This window comes from Macrococcus psychrotolerans (assembly GCF_038095555.1).
Classification (GTDB): Bacteria; Bacillota; Bacilli; order Staphylococcales; family Staphylococcaceae; genus Macrococcoides; species Macrococcoides psychrotolerans.
In genome coordinates this window covers 753000-768991 of sequence record NZ_CP124591.1, presented here as the reverse complement: position 1 = coordinate 768991, position 15992 = coordinate 753000, and the positions used below count along the sequence as shown (strand labels likewise).

Sequence of the window (15992 nt, the reverse complement as noted above, 5' to 3'; positions counted from 1 at the left end):
CTACACCTCGTATGATTCAATACGACGATCGAATTCTTCTTCTGTCTCACCAGGCAGCATAATATGTATTGCTTCCTCGGTAAATGTAAGTCCTACACGTTCACCCGGTGTCGCTGGTTTCGTCGACTGAATAATCCATTCATTCCCTGCTTCGTCAATACAGCAGATTTCGTAATGCACACCACGGAACAGTGTAGAGTCTACAAGCGCATGAATTTTACCCATTTCAGGTGCAGTGATTTCGATATCTTCTGGACGTATTACAATGTCCACCTTTGCATCTGGTTTAAATCCTTTATCGACACATGCAAAGCGTTTGCCGTACATCTCAACGACGTAATCTTTGACCATGATACCGTCTACAATGTTTGATTCTCCGATAAAGTCCGCCACATAACGGTTCACAGGTTCATCATAGATATCCAGTGGTGTACCACTTTGTTCAATTTTACCCTTATTCATTACAAAGATATAATCGCTCATTGCAAGCGCCTCTTCCTGGTCATGTGTAACAAAGATAAAGGTTTTACCGAGACGATTTTGAATTTCTCGCAGTTCATACTGCATCTCTGTTCTGAGTTTTAAGTCAAGGGCACTTAACGGTTCATCAAGTAATATCACTTCCGGGTCATTAACGATGGCACGTGCAATCGCGACACGCTGACGTTGTCCACCACTCATATCCTTAATATCACGGTTTTCAAAATCTGCAAGTTTTACAAGCTGTAACGCCTCTCGGACCTTCGTTTTAATGCTGTCTTCATTTTCTTTCTTGATACGTAGACCATACGCTACATTTTCAAACACATTTAAATGTGGAAATAAGGCGTAGTCCTGAAAGACGGTATTCACTTTACGTTTATTCGGCGGTACATCATTGATACGCGCTTCATCAAAGTATATATCGCCACTTGATGCTTTCTCAAAGCCGGCAATCAGACGTAATATCGTCGTCTTCCCACAACCTGATGGTCCAAGCAAGGTATAAAACTTACCCTTTTCAATTTCAAAGCTGATATCATTAAGAATCGTATTGTCTCCATATGCCTTTGTCACATGGTTAAACTGAATAAATTGTTTCATTGTTCACCTCTATAAGTAAGACTCTGTCGCCACAATCAGTACGCGTGCCACTTTGTCTGTTCGATTAAATAATTGATGGGATTCGTTCGCCTTAAAATAGAACGATTCCCCACATTGCGCATGATAATCTCTTCTACCGATATGAATACTCGCTTCACCCTGTAACACATAGATAAAACTATCTGACATGCTTGGTAAAAACTTTTTATACTTCTTACCGGGTTCAATCGTTATAATGACCGGTTCCATATCAAATTCATTAGAATCTGGAACGAGCCAGTTAATCATGTAGCCATCATCATACTCATCATAGATTGTCTGTTCTGACTTTGGATAATGAATACGCTGCTCATATTGCTGTTCACTGAAGAAATCTTTTGGCTTAGAGCCCAGGACCTCCAAAATATTAAAGAATGTTTCCATTGAAGGGGAACATAGATTGCGTTCCAGCTGTGAAATATATCCTTTTGAGAGATCTGTACGTTCGCCAAGCTCTTCTTGTGTCAAATTCTTCTGGCGCCTTAAATCTTTTATCTTTTTTCCGATATCCATACATTCACACCTTAGTTTAATAATTATAAACAAATAGTTTAATAATGTATTAAATGTATCAAAAATCGATGTACATTTCAATATTCATTAAAAATTTACTTCATTGAAAATACTTTTTCGTTATTTTCTTTCGCTTGTTGTGCACGCTTAACAGTATGATAGCCGGAATACGTCGATACTTGTTCAAATGACTTTAAGATACGATTCTCCTCTGACTTCGTCGGTGCCACTTGTTTAAAAGCGCGATAAAGCGTAAGAAAATCTTCAGTATTCACACTACGTTCATACGCATCTTCAATCAAGCTCAAAAAATTAACAACATCTATAATCTCATCTTGTGACCATTCTGTATCGATTGGATAACTATAGTTCATATACATTCCTCCATAAAAAAAGTACTATTCATATAATATGAATAGTACTTTGAAATTGTAAAGTTTATTACATTGTGTGAATTGGGTGACCCATTGCAACTTCTGCTGCTTCCATCGTAATTTCACCTAATGTTGGGTGAGCGTGGATTGTTAATGCAATATCTTCTGCAGTCATGCCCGTTTCAATTGCTAAACCAAGTTCCGCGATGAGGTCAGATGCACCAGCACCGGCAACTTGCGCACCGATTAATAATCCGTCTTCTTTAAGTGTGATGAGTTTTAAGAAACCATCAGTCTCACCGATTGATAATGCACGGCCATTTGCAGCGTAAGGGAATTTAGACGCTTTAAAGTCTAATCCTTCTTCTTTAGCCATTGCTTCAGTGTAACCAACTGTCGCTAATTCAGGTTCAGTGAAACATACAGCAGGAATACCTAAGTAATCTACTTCTGATTTTTCACCTGAAATAGCTTCAGCTGCAACTTTACCTTCATAAGAAGCTTTGTGTGCAAGTGGTGGTCCAGCAACGATGTCACCGATTGCGTAGATGTTCTCAACTGAAGTACGGCTTTGAGCGTCAACTTCAATGATACCACGATCAGTCATTTTAATGCCTAAACCTTCTAGACCTAACTCATCTGTATTTGGACGACGTCCTACAGTTACTAAACAGTAGTCCGCTTCGATTGTATGTGTTTCGCCTTTAGCTTCATAAGTGACTTTAACACCGTTTTCTGATTCTTCAGCTGACTTCGCCATTGCTTCAGTAACGATTTCAACACCTTTAGCTTTAAGACCTTTTTTAACAACTTGTGTCATTTGTTTTTCGAATCCGCCTAAGATATCTTTAGCGCCTTCTAAAATTGTAACTTTTGAACCGAAGTTAGCGTAAGCTGTTCCTAATTCAGAACCAATATATCCGCCACCTACAACAACTAAGTGTTCTGGTACTTCAGGAAGTGCTAATGCACCTGTTGAATCGATAACACGTTTGTTGAATTTGAAGTTTGGAATTTCGATTGGACGTGAACCTGTTGCGATAATCGCATTCTTGAATGTGTAAGTCTGAGAAGCTTTTTCAGTCATCACTTTCAAGTTGTTTTGGTCTACGAAGTAAGCTTCACCTTGAACGATTTCAACTTTGCGGCCTTTAAGTAAAGAACCAACGCCACCAGTTAAACGATTAACAACACTGTTTTTGAATTCTTGAACTTTAGAGAAATCTAAAGTTACGTTTTCAGCTTTAATTCCATATTCTTCAGAATGTTTCGCTGTTTCGTATTTATGAGAAGCTGAAAGCATTGCTTTTGAAGGAATACAACCTACGTTTAAACAAACGCCCCCTAAGTTTCCTTTTTCTACGATTGTTACTTTTTGTCCTAATTGTGCTGCACGAATTGCTGCAACATATCCACCAGGACCTGCTCCAATTACAATAGTATCTGTTTCAATAGGAAAATCTCCAACTACCATCTGTTTACCCCTCCATTAATAATAATTCTGGATTATTTAACAAGCGTTTAATATGGTTCATTGCACTTTGTCCAGTTGCGCCATCGATTTGACGGTGGTCGAAACTTAATGATAATGCAAGAACTGGTGCTGCAACAATTTCTCCATCTTTAACGATTGGTTTTTGCGCGATACGACCAATACCTAAAATTGCAACTTCAGGATGGTTAATAACTGGAGTGAACCATTGTCCACCAGCTGAACCGATATTACTTATTGTACATGAAGCACCCTTCATTTCGCTAGGAGAAAGTTTGCCATCACGTGCTTTAACTGCTAATTCATTGATTTCATCAGAAATCGCGAAGATTGATTTACGATCTGCATTTTTTACAACAGGTACTAATAGACCGCGTTCAGTATCAGCAGCGATACCAATGTTGTAATAATGTTTGTGTACAATTTCTTCAGTCGCATCATCTAATGAAGTGTTTAAAGCAGGATATGCTTTAAGTGCTGAAACTAACGCTTTTACAACGTATGGTAAGAATGTTAATTTCGTACCTTGTTCAGCTGCAACTTCTTTAAATTTCTTACGGTGATCCCATAATGCCTGTACTTCTACTTCATCCATTAATGTTACGTGTGGTGCAGTATGTTTAGAGTTCACCATTGCTTTTGCAATTGCACGACGCATTGCCGGAATTTTCTCGCGTGTTTCTGGGAAGTCACCTTCTGGTGCTGCAACTGGTTGAGGTGCTGCTTGTGCTGGTGCTTCTTGAGCTGGTGCTTCAGGTGTACTTGCAGTTGTTTGTCCACCTTCAGCATACGCTAGAACGTCGTCTTTTAAGACACGACCGTTTTTACCAGTACCTTGAACAGCTTTAATGTTAACCCCTTTATCACGGGCTAATTTACGTACTGAAGGCATTGCGATAACACGGCGGTTTTCATCAACTTCAACGTCTTGTGCAGGTGCTTGTGCTTCTGCTTTAGGCGCTTCTGTAGTTTCAGCTTGTGCTTCCTCTTTTGGTTCTTCTTTTGATTCTGCAGCATCATTTTGTGCGTGTGCGTCATCAGAATCGATTGTTACGATAACCTCACCTAGATTTGCTACAGTTCCTTCCTCAGCCACGATCGTATTGATCTTTCCTGTTACTGGAGATGGAATTTCTACTACAGATTTATCACTTTGTACTTCTAACAAAATATCGTCTTCTTGTACTTCGTCGCCAGACTTAACGAACCACTTTACGATTTCACCTTCAAATATCCCTTCACCAAGGGCAGGTAACTTAAATTCAAATGCCACAATAAATTCCTCCTAAAGAATTAAGAATTAAAATAAATGAATGAAAAGTAACATCATGATGTCACTTTTCATTTTACACGTTTATCTTCTAGATTAGAATTCTAACGTCTTTTTCGCTACTGCGATAATGTCTTCTTTGTTTGGTAACCAAACGTTTTCTGCTTGAGTAAATGGATAAGCAGTATCAGGGGCTGATACACGTCCAATAGGTGCTTCCAGGCTTAAAATCGCACGCTCTGAAATTTCAGATACGACATTCGCACCAACACCCGCTTGTCTTTGCGCTTCTTGAACAACAACAACGCGACCAGTCTTCTCAACTGAAGCAACGATTGTTTCAATATCAAGTGGTTGAACAGTACGTAAGTCGATGACCTCTACTGAATGTCCATCTTTCGCTAACGTTTCTGCTGCTTTCATAGATTCTTGAACCATTGCACCATAAGTAATGATTGATAAATCAGTACCCTCTTGTTTCACTGCTGCTTTACCGATTTCAACCGTATACTCTTCTTCAGGTACTTCTTCACGGAATGAACGGTATAATTTCATATGCTCTAAGTAAACAACAGGATCGTTATCACGAATTGCTGAAATTAATAATCCTTTAGCATCATATGGGTTTGATGGGATAACAACTTTAACACCAGGCGTTTGCGCCATTAGACCTTCTAAGTTATCTGCATGAAGTTCTGGTGTATGTACCCCACCACCAAATGGTGAACGGATAACAACTGGTGCAGTTTTTGTTCCACCTGAACGGAAGTGTTGACGAGATAATTGTGCTGCAATTGAATCGAATACTTCGAATACGAATCCGAAGAACTGAATTTCCATTACTGGACGGAAACCAGTTAATGATAAACCTACCGCTAAACCACCGATACCAGACTCAGCAAGTGGTGTATCGAATACACGATCTTCACCGAATTCTTTTTGAAGTCCTTCAGTCGCACGGAATACCCCACCGTTGACACCAACGTCTTCTCCGAAAACTAATACGTTTTCGTCATTTTTTAGTTCTGTTTGAAGCGCATTTGTAATCGCTTGAATCATTGTCATTTGTGCCATGACTTATTTCGACTCCTTCTCTTTATAAATTTCCAGCTGTTCCTTAATATTTTGAGGAACGTTATCAGAGTACATAATCTCCATTAATTGCGTCACAGTTTGTTTTGGTGTCGCATCCGCTTCTTTAATCGCGTTTTTAATGTCTTCTTTCGCTCTGTCCATTACTTCATTTTCTTTCTCTTCAGACCATAATCCTTTTGCTTCTAAGAATTTACGGAAACGTACTAACGGATCTTTTTTCACCCACTCGTCATCTTCATCTGAAGTTCTGTAACGTGTAGGATCATCACCGGCCATCGTATGTGGACCATAACGGTAAGTGATTGTTTCGATTAATGTTGGACCTTCACCAGCAACTGCACGGTCACGCGCTTCTTTCGTTGCTTGATATACTGCTAAAGCATCCATACCATCAACAACGATACCAGGGATACCGACCGCTACTGCTTTTTGTGCTAATGTTTTCGCAGCTGTTTGTTTGCTACGTGGTGTTGAGATTGCATAGTTATTATTTTGGATAACGAAGATTGCAGGTGCTTTAAATGCTGATGCGAAGTTGATACCTTCATAGAAGTCACCTTGTGAAGAACCACCGTCACCTGTATAAGTAATTGCTACTGCATCTTGACCACGTTTCTTAAGACCAAGTGCTACCCCTGCAGTCTGAACATATTGTGCACCGATGATGATTTGTGGTGCTAAAGCGTTCATTCCTTCAGGCATTTGAGACCCAACAAAGTGTCCACGGGACCATAAGAAAGCTTTTGTAAGTGGTAAACCGTGCCAGATTAATTGTGGTACGTCACGGTAACCCGGTAAAATGTAATCTTGTTTCTCTAAAGCATAATGAGAAGCTAATTGAGAAGCTTCCTGACCCGCAGTCGGCGCATAGAATCCTAAACGTCCTTGGCGGTTAAGAGAGATAGAACGTTGATCTAATACACGCGTCCAGACCATTCTCTCCATTAATTCAACCAATTGTTCATCCGTTAAGTCAGGCATAAAGTCTTTATTAACGACATTGCCATCTAAATCTAATACTTGTACTACTTCAAATTTTGATTCGATCTCTTGTAGAGTCGAAACTGCATCGAATGGAGCTTGCTTTTTCGGAGCCATTCAATTCACCAAACCTTTCTAGTTTTTATACGTTACAAGTTCATAATATCACAAAATTGTATTACTGTTAAAGAAAAAGTTTGTGACAATATAAAGAGCATGAAATAAGGATTATTTCACGCTGTGTTATAGTAAACAATGAACCTGTTATATATCAAAAATGTAACAGCAGCACTTATTTACCGTTCAAGATATCTGTCATTTTCGTCTTCTCTTGTTCGACTGCTCTTAACATGTTGGCATAGGCCGTAGTATCTTTGTTGAACTGTTCATACTTCTTAGTAACATTTTCAATCTTGGCATTGACCACCTTAGATTTTGGCTGTGGCTGTTTCAAATATGTAAATACATCTTTCTCTGTTTTAAGGATGTCTTTATAGCTATTCATAAGCTGCTGGTGCTGCGTGTACTTTTTATCATTCACCTCTATAAATGATGCGACCTGCTTTTTCTGTGTTTCATCTTTGATATCTTTCGTCATCGCTTTTGCATCTTCATAAATTCCTTTTGATTTGTCCATTGCCTTTATTTCTTCTTCAATGGCATCTCTTCTGTCGTCAGTATTTTTAAGCAGCTGGTCAGCGTAGCCTTTAATTTCACCTTGCTTCGCTTTATTGATCTGATTAAAGATTTTCACTTTATCATTCTCTAGTTTCTGTAGTTTTTCACCTGTTGTCTTAACAGGTTCTTCCGCTTTTACAGAAGTGTCGATCTGCGTGGCAAAATTGCCGAGCGCTTCTGTCTTACCTTGACAGGCAGCTAATAACAGAACCATTAACAAAGCAAATATTAATTTACTTATCTTCATATTGAACCTCCTTAATTTATGGCTTTATGTTATATCTTTTCAAAATCATTTTCAAACGATAGCACATATCTTAATAATCTGATATATTTTACTCTGAGGAGTGAAGACAATGCTAACAATGAAAGACATTATTCGGGACGGACATCCTACATTAAGAGCGAAAGCTGAGGAAGTTCCCCTCCCCCTATCAACAGAAGACAGACAGCTGATCGATGATATGCTTGAGTTTCTTAAGATGAGCCAGGATGAAGAACAAAGCAGGAAGTATCAGCTAAGAAGTGGTGTCGGCATCGCCGCTCCACAGCTGAACTATAAGAAACGCATGCTCGTCATCCATTTCTACGACGAAAAAAAGGGCGATTATGTGACGCATCAGCTCATCAATCCCAAGATTATCAGCCATAGTGTCGAGAAATCCTATCTACCGACCGGTGAAGGCTGCCTGAGTGTAGATGAAGCTGTACCGGGCATCGTACATCGCTATGCGCGTATCACCGTCAAGGCGTATACCCCAGATGGCGAAGAAGTGAAGCTTAGATTGAAGGACTTCAGTGCAATCGTCGCTCAGCATGAAATCGATCATCTGAATGGTGTCATGTTCTATGATCATATCGATAAAGCAGATCCAATGAAAGTACAAAAGGATGCCATTGCAGTTGAATAAAAACCGAAGCTTAAGCTTCGGTTTTTTTAAATAAATTCATCGTTTCTAACTTGGTATGCAATCCCTTTTTCACCTAGCACCTGTGTGACTTCATCAAGCTCATCAACATGCAGAAACATCGGATCTTTCGGTCTCGGCGCCAAATGTACATCTTCTGCTTCAAACAGGTCTTCGTACAAGAATGTAGCTACGACATCATTTCCTCTGACATTAAATTCTATCATTTTAAGATGAATCGCTTTATTTTCTGACTCTCTTAACATTTCTTGTGCATGTGTATTCATCGTCATCATCCTTCAATTAAATTTAATGCTTTAACTGCATACATTATACCATCTTCATCAACTGCTTTTGTAACGAAATCTGCATACTGTTTCAATTCATCAACACCGTTGCCCATCACAACGCCAATGCCAGCACCTTGGATCATCTCGATATCATTTAATCCATCACCAAACGCAATCGTCTCTTCAATATTAAATCCAAGCGAGGCTGCAAGGTGCGTTATCCCCCTCATCTTGGAGCCGTTAGCAGGCACGACATCACGACTCAGTTCATGCCATCGTATAAACTTCAGATGTTCAAATTGCCCATCATAGATTCCATCCTCACTTTGTTGATGAAATATCAGCGCCTGATAGATTTTGTGCTGCATATAGAAAGTATCAGCTTTACGTGGATGCGCCATATGCATCGTATCCAGACTTGTCTTGATATACTCGTGGAAATCAATATTCGCTACAAGGTCATCATGTGTTAAGAAGACCACGGGATGATCATGTCCATGTGCAACATGTTCAAGTGCTTTAAGGCTTTCAGTATCGAGCGGGTTTTCATAGATGACATTATCATTCGCATAGACATACTGACCATTAAATGACACATAGTTCTTAATACCTGTCTCTTCCAGAACTGGCTGCACCAAAAATGGCGCACGTCCTGTCGCAATCGCGACAGTATGCCCTTGTGTCTGCAACGCCTTTATCGCAGCCATCGTTGAATTTGGAATGTTTTTGTCGTAATCATAAAGCGTACCGTCAATATCAAATAATATTAATTTATGTTCCATCATTGTCCTCCTACTATATTTATTTATAAACTATCAGTTTTCAGTACATTTTCATATAAATATGATTATTCGCTTCATAAGGCTTTACACTTATATTAAAAATCATGTAATATAGTAGTACTCATACATTTTTAATAATGTCTTGTACGGTTATTTAAGCCCTAGACTTCTAGGGCATTCTTTATGTAAATTATAGGAGGCAATAAACATGGCAATTTTTAAAGTATTATATCAAGAAGACAAAGCAGAAGTAATCATTCGTGAAAACACACAGGTTAAATTTTTCGACGCAGTGAGCGAAGAACAAGTGAGAAGATATTTAATCGATCGTCCTTACAACATCGAATTTGTTCAGAAACTTGAAGGTGCACACCTTGAGTATGAACAAAAAGCTGAAAATTACAGCGTGGAGAAAATTTAATGAAACAATTAAGCAAAAATGAAGTAGGTGTCTTCGCGCTTGGAGGTATGGGCGAAATCGGTAAGAACACCTACGCAATAGAGTATCAGGATGAGATTGTCGTCATTGATGCAGGTATTAAGTTTCCAGAGGACGAGTTACTTGGTATCGATTATGTCATTCCTGACTACACGTATCTCATTGAGAACAAAGAGAGAATTAAAGGCTTATTTATAACCCATGGACACGAAGACCATATTGGCGGCGTGCCTTTCTTACTGAAACAGCTGAATGTTCCAATTTACGGCGGACCATTAGCATTAGGCCTTATTCGTAATAAATTAGAAGAGCATGGCTTGCTTAGGACCGCAAGTTTAAATCCAATAACTGAAGACAGTATCTTTGAATTTAAACACTTGAAGGTGTCCTTCTATTTAACGACACACTCTATACCTGAAGCATACGGTGTCATTGTAGATACACCTGAAGGTAAGATTGTGCATACCGGCGACTTTAAGTTCGACTTTACACCTGTTGGTGAACCTGCCAACATCGCTAAGATGGCACGTCTTGGCGAAGAAGGTGTGCTGTGCCTATTATCAGATTCAACAAACGCTGAAATTCCGAACTTTACGATCAGTGAACGTGAAGTGGGACAGAACGTCGAACAAATTTTCCGTAAGTGTACAGGTCGTATTATCTTTGCGACATTCGCTTCAAACATCTATCGTGTGCAGCAAGCAATTGAGGCAGCCGTGAAGTTCGACCGCAAGATTGTCATATTCGGACGCTCTATGGAGAACAATATTAAGATTGGTACAGAACTCGGCTATATTAAAGTACCCCCTGAAACATTTATCGAAGCGAATAAGATCAATACAGTACCGAAACATAAATTACTGATTCTATGTACCGGCTCTCAAGGGGAACCGATGGCAGCACTGTCACGTATCGCCAATGGCACGCATCGTCAGATTTCTATTATTCCTGAAGATACAGTAATCTTCAGTTCTTCCCCTATTCCAGGGAATACATTAAGCGTAAACCGTACGATCAACGCCCTTTACAAAGCAGGCGCTGATGTTATCCACGGTAAATTATCAAATATCCATACATCTGGACACGGTTCTCAAGAAGAACAGAAATTGATGCTGCGCCTTATGAAACCGAAGTATTTTATGCCGATTCATGGGGAGTATCGTATGCAGAGCCTGCACGGACAGCTCGGTGTCGACTGTGGTGTGAACCCAGATAATGTATTTATTCACGAAAATGGTGACGTACTGGCATTAACACATGACTCAGCACGTCATGCAGGTCGTGTACAAGCTGGTAATGTACTTGTTGATGGTAGTGGTATCGGCGATATCGGCAACGTTGTTATCAAAGACCGTAAGATGCTGTCAGAAGAAGGCTTAGTCATCGTAGTTGTCAGCGTGGATTTCGAAAAGAATCAGCTGCTTAGTGGTCCTGACATCATCTCTCGCGGCTTTGTATATATGCGCGAATCTGGACATATGATCTATGAAGCGAGCAGACTACTTAAAAAACGCGTTATCGAGAAATTAAATTCTGGCGAAGAACTTGAATGGCATCATATTAAGAATGTCATCAGCGAAACGCTTGCACCATACCTTTACGAAAAGACGAAACGTAAACCAATGATCCTTCCAATGATCATGGATGTTAATAAAGATAAGAAAGAATAATATACACCCTCGTCACTGTATATTTAAATAACAATAACCCCGAATGATTCTAGAATCATTCGGGGTTATCTTCTATTCTTTCATAATCTTCTTCTCAAAACGGTTCAGATCATTATCATGACCGATCATTATAAGAATGTCTCCATTCTCAATCGCGACAGCCGGATCAGGTGACACGATAATCTCTCTGCCACGCTTAACCGCGATAATATTGATACCATAATTTGCACGGATATCCAGGTCAAGAATAGTATGTCCCTGCAATGTTTCACCTGCACGGATCTCAACAATCGAGTGCTGATCAGAAAGTTCAAGATAATCCAGTACAGAGGAGCTCGCAACATTGTGCGCAATGCGTCGGCCCATATCTCGTTCTGGATGTACCACTGTGTCTGCACCGATTTTGTTCAGTACTTTCGCATGATAATCATTCTGCGCCTTCGCTGTAACCTTCTTAACACCAAGATCCTTTAAGATTAATGTCGTCAAGATGCTTGCCTGTATATTATCCCCAATCGCGACAATGACATGATCGAAGTTACGGATACCCAGGCTTTTCAGTACATTCTCATCCGTCGTATCTGCAATCACTGCGTGCGTCGCAATATCAGCATACTCATTGACACGCGCTTCATCTGAGTCAATCGCCATAACGTCCATATCAAGGGCACTTAATTCTTTTACGATACTACCACCAAACCGGCCAAGCCCAATGACAACAAATTCTTTTTCCATAATGACTACCCCTTATTATTTCTTTTTCCCTTTGACATAATCTGCATCAAAGATAAACAATCTCATTAATAAATATAATGAAGGGAGCAGTAAAAGTAAACCTAAAATAAATGCGACGACTAAATAAAAGGCCATCGTCTCATTCACGACTGCTTTATCCATATTCACATATGGGTATAGGATATATGGTAATTTACTGATGCCGTAACCATAGAATGCTGTCGCAAACTGCAGCACGACAAAGATAAATGCGATATCAAGTGATTTCTCTAAGTAATACAGCACCAGTGCAATTAAGAAGCATACGATACTGAGTCCGAAGAGCCACCAGTAATCACCTACTGCTGTGTTAAAGTGCAGTGCGTTCTGCTGTCTTAAACTTAAGAATGTGAACTGACAGATGACAAGCATCGGCAATGCCCATATTAAATACCATTTTCTTAAGATTCCATACGCCTTCATATCATTTGCACGCTTTGCATAGACCGTCAAGAATGCTGCAGAGATAAACAGCACGGAAATGATGCATAGAAACACTACGCTCCATGAAAATGGGCTCATCAGGAGTTCAAGCCAGTCGAGTGCGATCCCCTTCTTCGTTTCATGAATAAATCCACCTTCAGAAATCGTCAGAACTGTCGAGAATGATGCCGGAATCAGCAATCCACTGATACCATATAATGCAACCCATGCAAGTTTAGAGTCCTTACCGTATGTCTCAAACGCATAGAACGAACCTCGTATCGTCAGCAACAGGAGTGCAATACTTACAGGTATCAGTAATGTCGTTCCAAAATAGTAGGCAGTGTCCGGGAAGAATCCGACAATTCCTACAAAGAAGAAGACTAAGAAGACATTCGTTACTTCCCATACCGGGTTCAAGTAACGTTTGATGACGTCTCTTAAATCGTTCTCCTGATGTGTCAGCTTGGCATACAGTATAAAGAATCCTGCACCAAAATCAATGGCACCGAGAATAATATAACCGAATAAGAACGTCCACAGTACGAGTATTCCAATATGTTGATAGTCCATTATGCTCTACCCCCATTATACGTTGATTCATATGTTTCAATATCTTGTGCTGCAGACTTATCCTTGAACATTCTGATGAGTACATAACTACAGCTGAATCCGATTATGAGATAAAGTAACCCAAAGCCTACAAGCACTAAGCTGACACCTTCTGCATGCGTCACGCCTTGAGCGACTTTCATATATCCTCTGAGTAACCATGGTTGTCTGCCCATCTCAGCTAAGAACCAGCCGAACTCTATCGCAAGCATACATAACGGACCTGTAAGTGCCATTAAATAAAGCATAAAGTTGCTCGTACTCACCTTTGTACGTACTTTCTTCAAGATGACATAAAGGACACTCACAGCAAATGAGAACATCCCGAAAAATACCATCAGATCAAAGAAATAATGAATAATTAACGGCGGACGTTCATCTGCTTTAAACTCATTCAATCCTTTAACTTCTGTATTAAAGCTGTTATCTGCCAGAAAACTTAAGACACCAGGAATCTTGATCGCACCTTTAACTTCATGTGTCTTTTCATCTAGCACACCGAAGAGTACAAGATCTGCTTGCTTCTCAGATTCGAAATGCCATTCCATCGCTGCAAGCTTCTCAGGCTGTTCATTATGCAGGAACTTCGCAGAAAGGTCACCTGCAAGAATGGTCAATAAACTGAAGATTAGACCGACAATCATCGCCATATTGAGTGCTGACTTATGATACTGTCTATCTTCAGCAAACTTATTCTTCAGTAATTTCACTGCCGCGACACTTGCCACACAGAAAGCAATCGTCATCCCACCTGTTGTCACTACATGGAATGCACGTACGAAGAATGAAGGATTGAGCATCGCTGCAATCGGATCGATATTCACCAGCACCCCGTCTTTCAGATCGAAACCTTGTGGTGTATTCATAAACGAGTTCACACTTGTAATAAATAGTGCACTTAGCGTTGAACCGATGATGATCGGAATATTTAATATCCAATGTATCCATTTATTTTTGAAACGGTCCCACGTATAAAGGTAGATACTTAAAAATATTGCTTCAAAGAAAAACGCAAAAGTTTCCATAAATAATGGTAATGCAATCACCTGGCCCCCAAGCTTCATAAATGACGGCCAAAGTAACGATAATTGTAATCCGATAATTGTACCGGTTACAACGCCGACTGCGACAGTAATTGTAAATGCTTTCGCCATACGACGTGCAAGTGCAATATATTTCATATTCCCTGTCTTAATACCGATACCTTCAGCAATCATGATCATAAGTGGCATACCCACGCCAATCGTTGCGAAGATAATATGAAAACCTAAAGTCATCGCAGTTAAAATTCTACTCATAACGAGTCCATCCATTAATAAAATCCTCCTTTTGTGATAATACTCACATAACATTTATTGTATATTACTCTGTTCCTTTTTTAAAGTAATTGAACCACTTATTTATGACAAATCTGTGTTATAATCATGTCATTATAAAAAAAGGAGCACTGTTATGAATATTGAAATCTATACACAGGACGATTGTCCGCCATGTACATTTATAAAACAATATTTCACTAATAAAGGTTATACATTTACCGAAAAAAATATTTCACATATGCCCTATAAGATTGAAATGATAGACTACGATGCGATGAGCACGCCGCTTATCAAGATTGACGACGCGCTCTTCTATCAGCCGGATATCGACAAGATTGAAGCGTATCTTCATGCTTAAACAATTGATGTATGCCTTTATCGACCATTTCGGTGAACGACTGATTCCGCTGATGCCTAATCCCGTCAATCAATTGAAGCTCAGCCACATCAAACTTAAAGGACTCCATAAGAAGCATGATAGACCTTTACGGATTGTCCATCTTTCAGATATGCATATCGGTTTTCAGTTTGATTATGAAGATCTTATCCATGTAATCAAACAGGTGAATCAGCAGAAACCTGATATCGTCTGTATCACAGGAGATGTATTTGATAATCTGGACCGTTTCAAAGAAAATTCTGACCGCTATATACCGCTCTTTAAGACGATACAGGCGCGTCACAAGTTCTTCGTATATGGCAATCACGATCAGCGCGCACATCGCACACATGACCTGGAACGCGTGATGCAGCATGCAGAAATTGAGATCCTGAACAACTACGGAAAGTATATTACATATGATAATGAATCGATCTATATGTGCGGGACTGACGATATCATCAATAGCGGCGGTAACATCGATCAGATGCTTTACAACAAGACACATGATGCCTATACCATTGCACTCATCCACGAACCTGACTTTGCACGTTTCACGAAACGGTTCGATGTCGATCTGCAGCTCTCCGGACATTCACATGGCGGACAGATCGCCCTGCCAATACTCGGTGCACCAGTGAGACCGATGCTTGGTAGAAAGTATTACCGCGGACTCTATACATTAAAGTACAGGCAGCATAAGATGCAGCTCCATACCTCAACCGGGCTCGGAACGACCCATTTTCCAGTACGCATCGGTGCGCGACCGGAGATCACCCTGATCGAGATTAATAAATAACTATACAAATAACCCGAATAATAGAGAAAATGAATTACATTTTCCCTATTATTCGGGTTTTATTGATTCAAC

The 15992-nt window shown here is 39.8% G+C and carries 18 protein-coding genes; 5 read left to right on the top strand and 13 right to left on the bottom strand.

Annotated features, from left to right (window positions below; genetic code table 11):
* The 8 genes from QA539_RS03965 to QA539_RS03930 form a co-directional block, all read right to left on the bottom strand.
* Positions 1–1083, bottom strand: coding sequence for an ABC transporter ATP-binding protein (locus tag QA539_RS03965; RefSeq protein WP_219494438.1), 1083 nt, complete (start codon positions 1081–1083; stop codon positions 1–3).
* A 9-nt stretch (positions 1084–1092) separates the two neighbouring features.
* On the bottom strand, positions 1093–1635 hold the full coding sequence (locus tag QA539_RS03960; protein WP_099482090.1) for a helix-turn-helix domain-containing protein: 543 nt from the start codon (positions 1633–1635) through the stop codon (positions 1093–1095).
* A gap of 95 nt (positions 1636–1730) precedes the next feature.
* A complete protein-coding gene (locus QA539_RS03955; RefSeq protein WP_419895494.1) occupies positions 1731–2009 on the bottom strand; it encodes a UPF0223 family protein in 279 nt (92 codons plus the stop codon).
* A gap of 67 nt (positions 2010–2076) precedes the next feature.
* A complete protein-coding gene (lpdA, locus tag QA539_RS03950; RefSeq protein ID WP_219494434.1) occupies positions 2077–3483 on the bottom strand; it encodes a dihydrolipoyl dehydrogenase in 1407 nt (468 codons plus the stop codon).
* Positions 3484–3487: 4 nt separating this feature from the next.
* Positions 3488–4774, bottom strand: a complete 1287-nt coding sequence (locus QA539_RS03945; protein ID WP_219494432.1) for a dihydrolipoamide acetyltransferase family protein — start codon at positions 4772–4774, stop codon at positions 3488–3490.
* 93 nt (positions 4775–4867) lie between these two features.
* Entirely contained in the window at positions 4868–5845 is a 978-nt protein-coding gene (locus tag QA539_RS03940; RefSeq protein WP_219494430.1) for an alpha-ketoacid dehydrogenase subunit beta, read from the bottom strand.
* 3 nt (positions 5846–5848) lie between these two features.
* On the bottom strand, positions 5849–6964 hold the full coding sequence (gene pdhA, locus QA539_RS03935; RefSeq protein ID WP_413474384.1) for a pyruvate dehydrogenase (acetyl-transferring) E1 component subunit alpha: 1116 nt from the start codon (positions 6962–6964) through the stop codon (positions 5849–5851).
* A gap of 175 nt (positions 6965–7139) precedes the next feature.
* The gene (locus tag QA539_RS03930) at positions 7140–7772 is read right to left on the bottom strand and encodes a YkyA family protein (RefSeq protein WP_419895493.1); all 633 of its coding nucleotides are present in this window, start codon (positions 7770–7772) and stop codon (positions 7140–7142) included.
* 109 nt (positions 7773–7881) lie between these two features.
* Between QA539_RS03930 and def the strand changes: the two genes are divergently transcribed.
* Entirely contained in the window at positions 7882–8436 is a 555-nt protein-coding gene (gene def / locus QA539_RS03925) for a peptide deformylase (RefSeq protein WP_219494427.1), read from the top strand.
* A 26-nt stretch (positions 8437–8462) separates the two neighbouring features.
* Here def and QA539_RS03920 read toward each other — a convergent pair whose 3' ends face one another.
* Both QA539_RS03920 and QA539_RS03915 read right to left on the bottom strand, forming a co-directional pair.
* Positions 8463–8720, bottom strand: a complete 258-nt coding sequence (locus tag QA539_RS03920) for a hypothetical protein (RefSeq protein ID WP_219494425.1) — start codon at positions 8718–8720, stop codon at positions 8463–8465.
* A gap of 5 nt (positions 8721–8725) precedes the next feature.
* On the bottom strand, positions 8726–9505 hold the full coding sequence (locus tag QA539_RS03915) for a Cof-type HAD-IIB family hydrolase (RefSeq protein WP_419895492.1): 780 nt from the start codon (positions 9503–9505) through the stop codon (positions 8726–8728).
* A gap of 208 nt (positions 9506–9713) precedes the next feature.
* On the opposite strand from QA539_RS03915, the gene QA539_RS03910 reads away from it, so the two are divergent.
* Together QA539_RS03910 and rnjA are read left to right on the top strand one after the other, a co-directional pair.
* On the top strand, positions 9714–9926 hold the full coding sequence (locus QA539_RS03910) for a DNA-dependent RNA polymerase subunit epsilon (RefSeq protein ID WP_219494421.1): 213 nt from the start codon (positions 9714–9716) through the stop codon (positions 9924–9926).
* The gene (gene rnjA / locus QA539_RS03905; RefSeq protein ID WP_219494419.1) at positions 9926–11614 is read left to right on the top strand and encodes a ribonuclease J1; all 1689 of its coding nucleotides are present in this window, start codon (positions 9926–9928) and stop codon (positions 11612–11614) included. Before QA539_RS03910 ends, rnjA begins: the two co-directional genes overlap by 1 nt.
* 72 nt (positions 11615–11686) lie before the next feature.
* Here rnjA and QA539_RS03900 read toward each other — a convergent pair whose 3' ends face one another.
* From QA539_RS03900 to QA539_RS03890, 3 genes are read right to left on the bottom strand one after another with little or no spacing between them, the layout of a single operon-like run.
* Positions 11687–12349: a potassium channel family protein gene (locus tag QA539_RS03900; RefSeq protein ID WP_219494417.1), complete on the bottom strand. Its 663-nt coding sequence runs from the start codon at positions 12347–12349 to the stop codon at positions 11687–11689.
* A 15-nt stretch (positions 12350–12364) separates the two neighbouring features.
* Complete coding sequence (locus QA539_RS03895) at positions 12365–13384, bottom strand: cytochrome d ubiquinol oxidase subunit II (protein ID WP_219494415.1); 1020 nt, start codon at positions 13382–13384, stop codon at positions 12365–12367.
* On the bottom strand, positions 13384–14736 hold the full coding sequence (locus tag QA539_RS03890; RefSeq protein ID WP_219494413.1) for a cytochrome ubiquinol oxidase subunit I: 1353 nt from the start codon (positions 14734–14736) through the stop codon (positions 13384–13386). The genes QA539_RS03895 and QA539_RS03890 overlap by 1 nt, the downstream gene beginning before the upstream one ends.
* Before the next feature lie 139 nt (positions 14737–14875).
* On the opposite strand from QA539_RS03890, the gene QA539_RS03885 reads away from it, so the two are divergent.
* Both QA539_RS03885 and QA539_RS03880 read left to right on the top strand, forming a co-directional pair.
* A complete protein-coding gene (locus tag QA539_RS03885) occupies positions 14876–15100 on the top strand; it encodes a glutaredoxin family protein (protein WP_283721675.1) in 225 nt (74 codons plus the stop codon).
* On the top strand, positions 15093–15920 hold the full coding sequence (locus QA539_RS03880) for a metallophosphoesterase (RefSeq protein WP_419895491.1): 828 nt from the start codon (positions 15093–15095) through the stop codon (positions 15918–15920). The genes QA539_RS03885 and QA539_RS03880 overlap by 8 nt, the downstream gene beginning before the upstream one ends.
* Positions 15921–15992 lie beyond the last annotated feature (72 nt).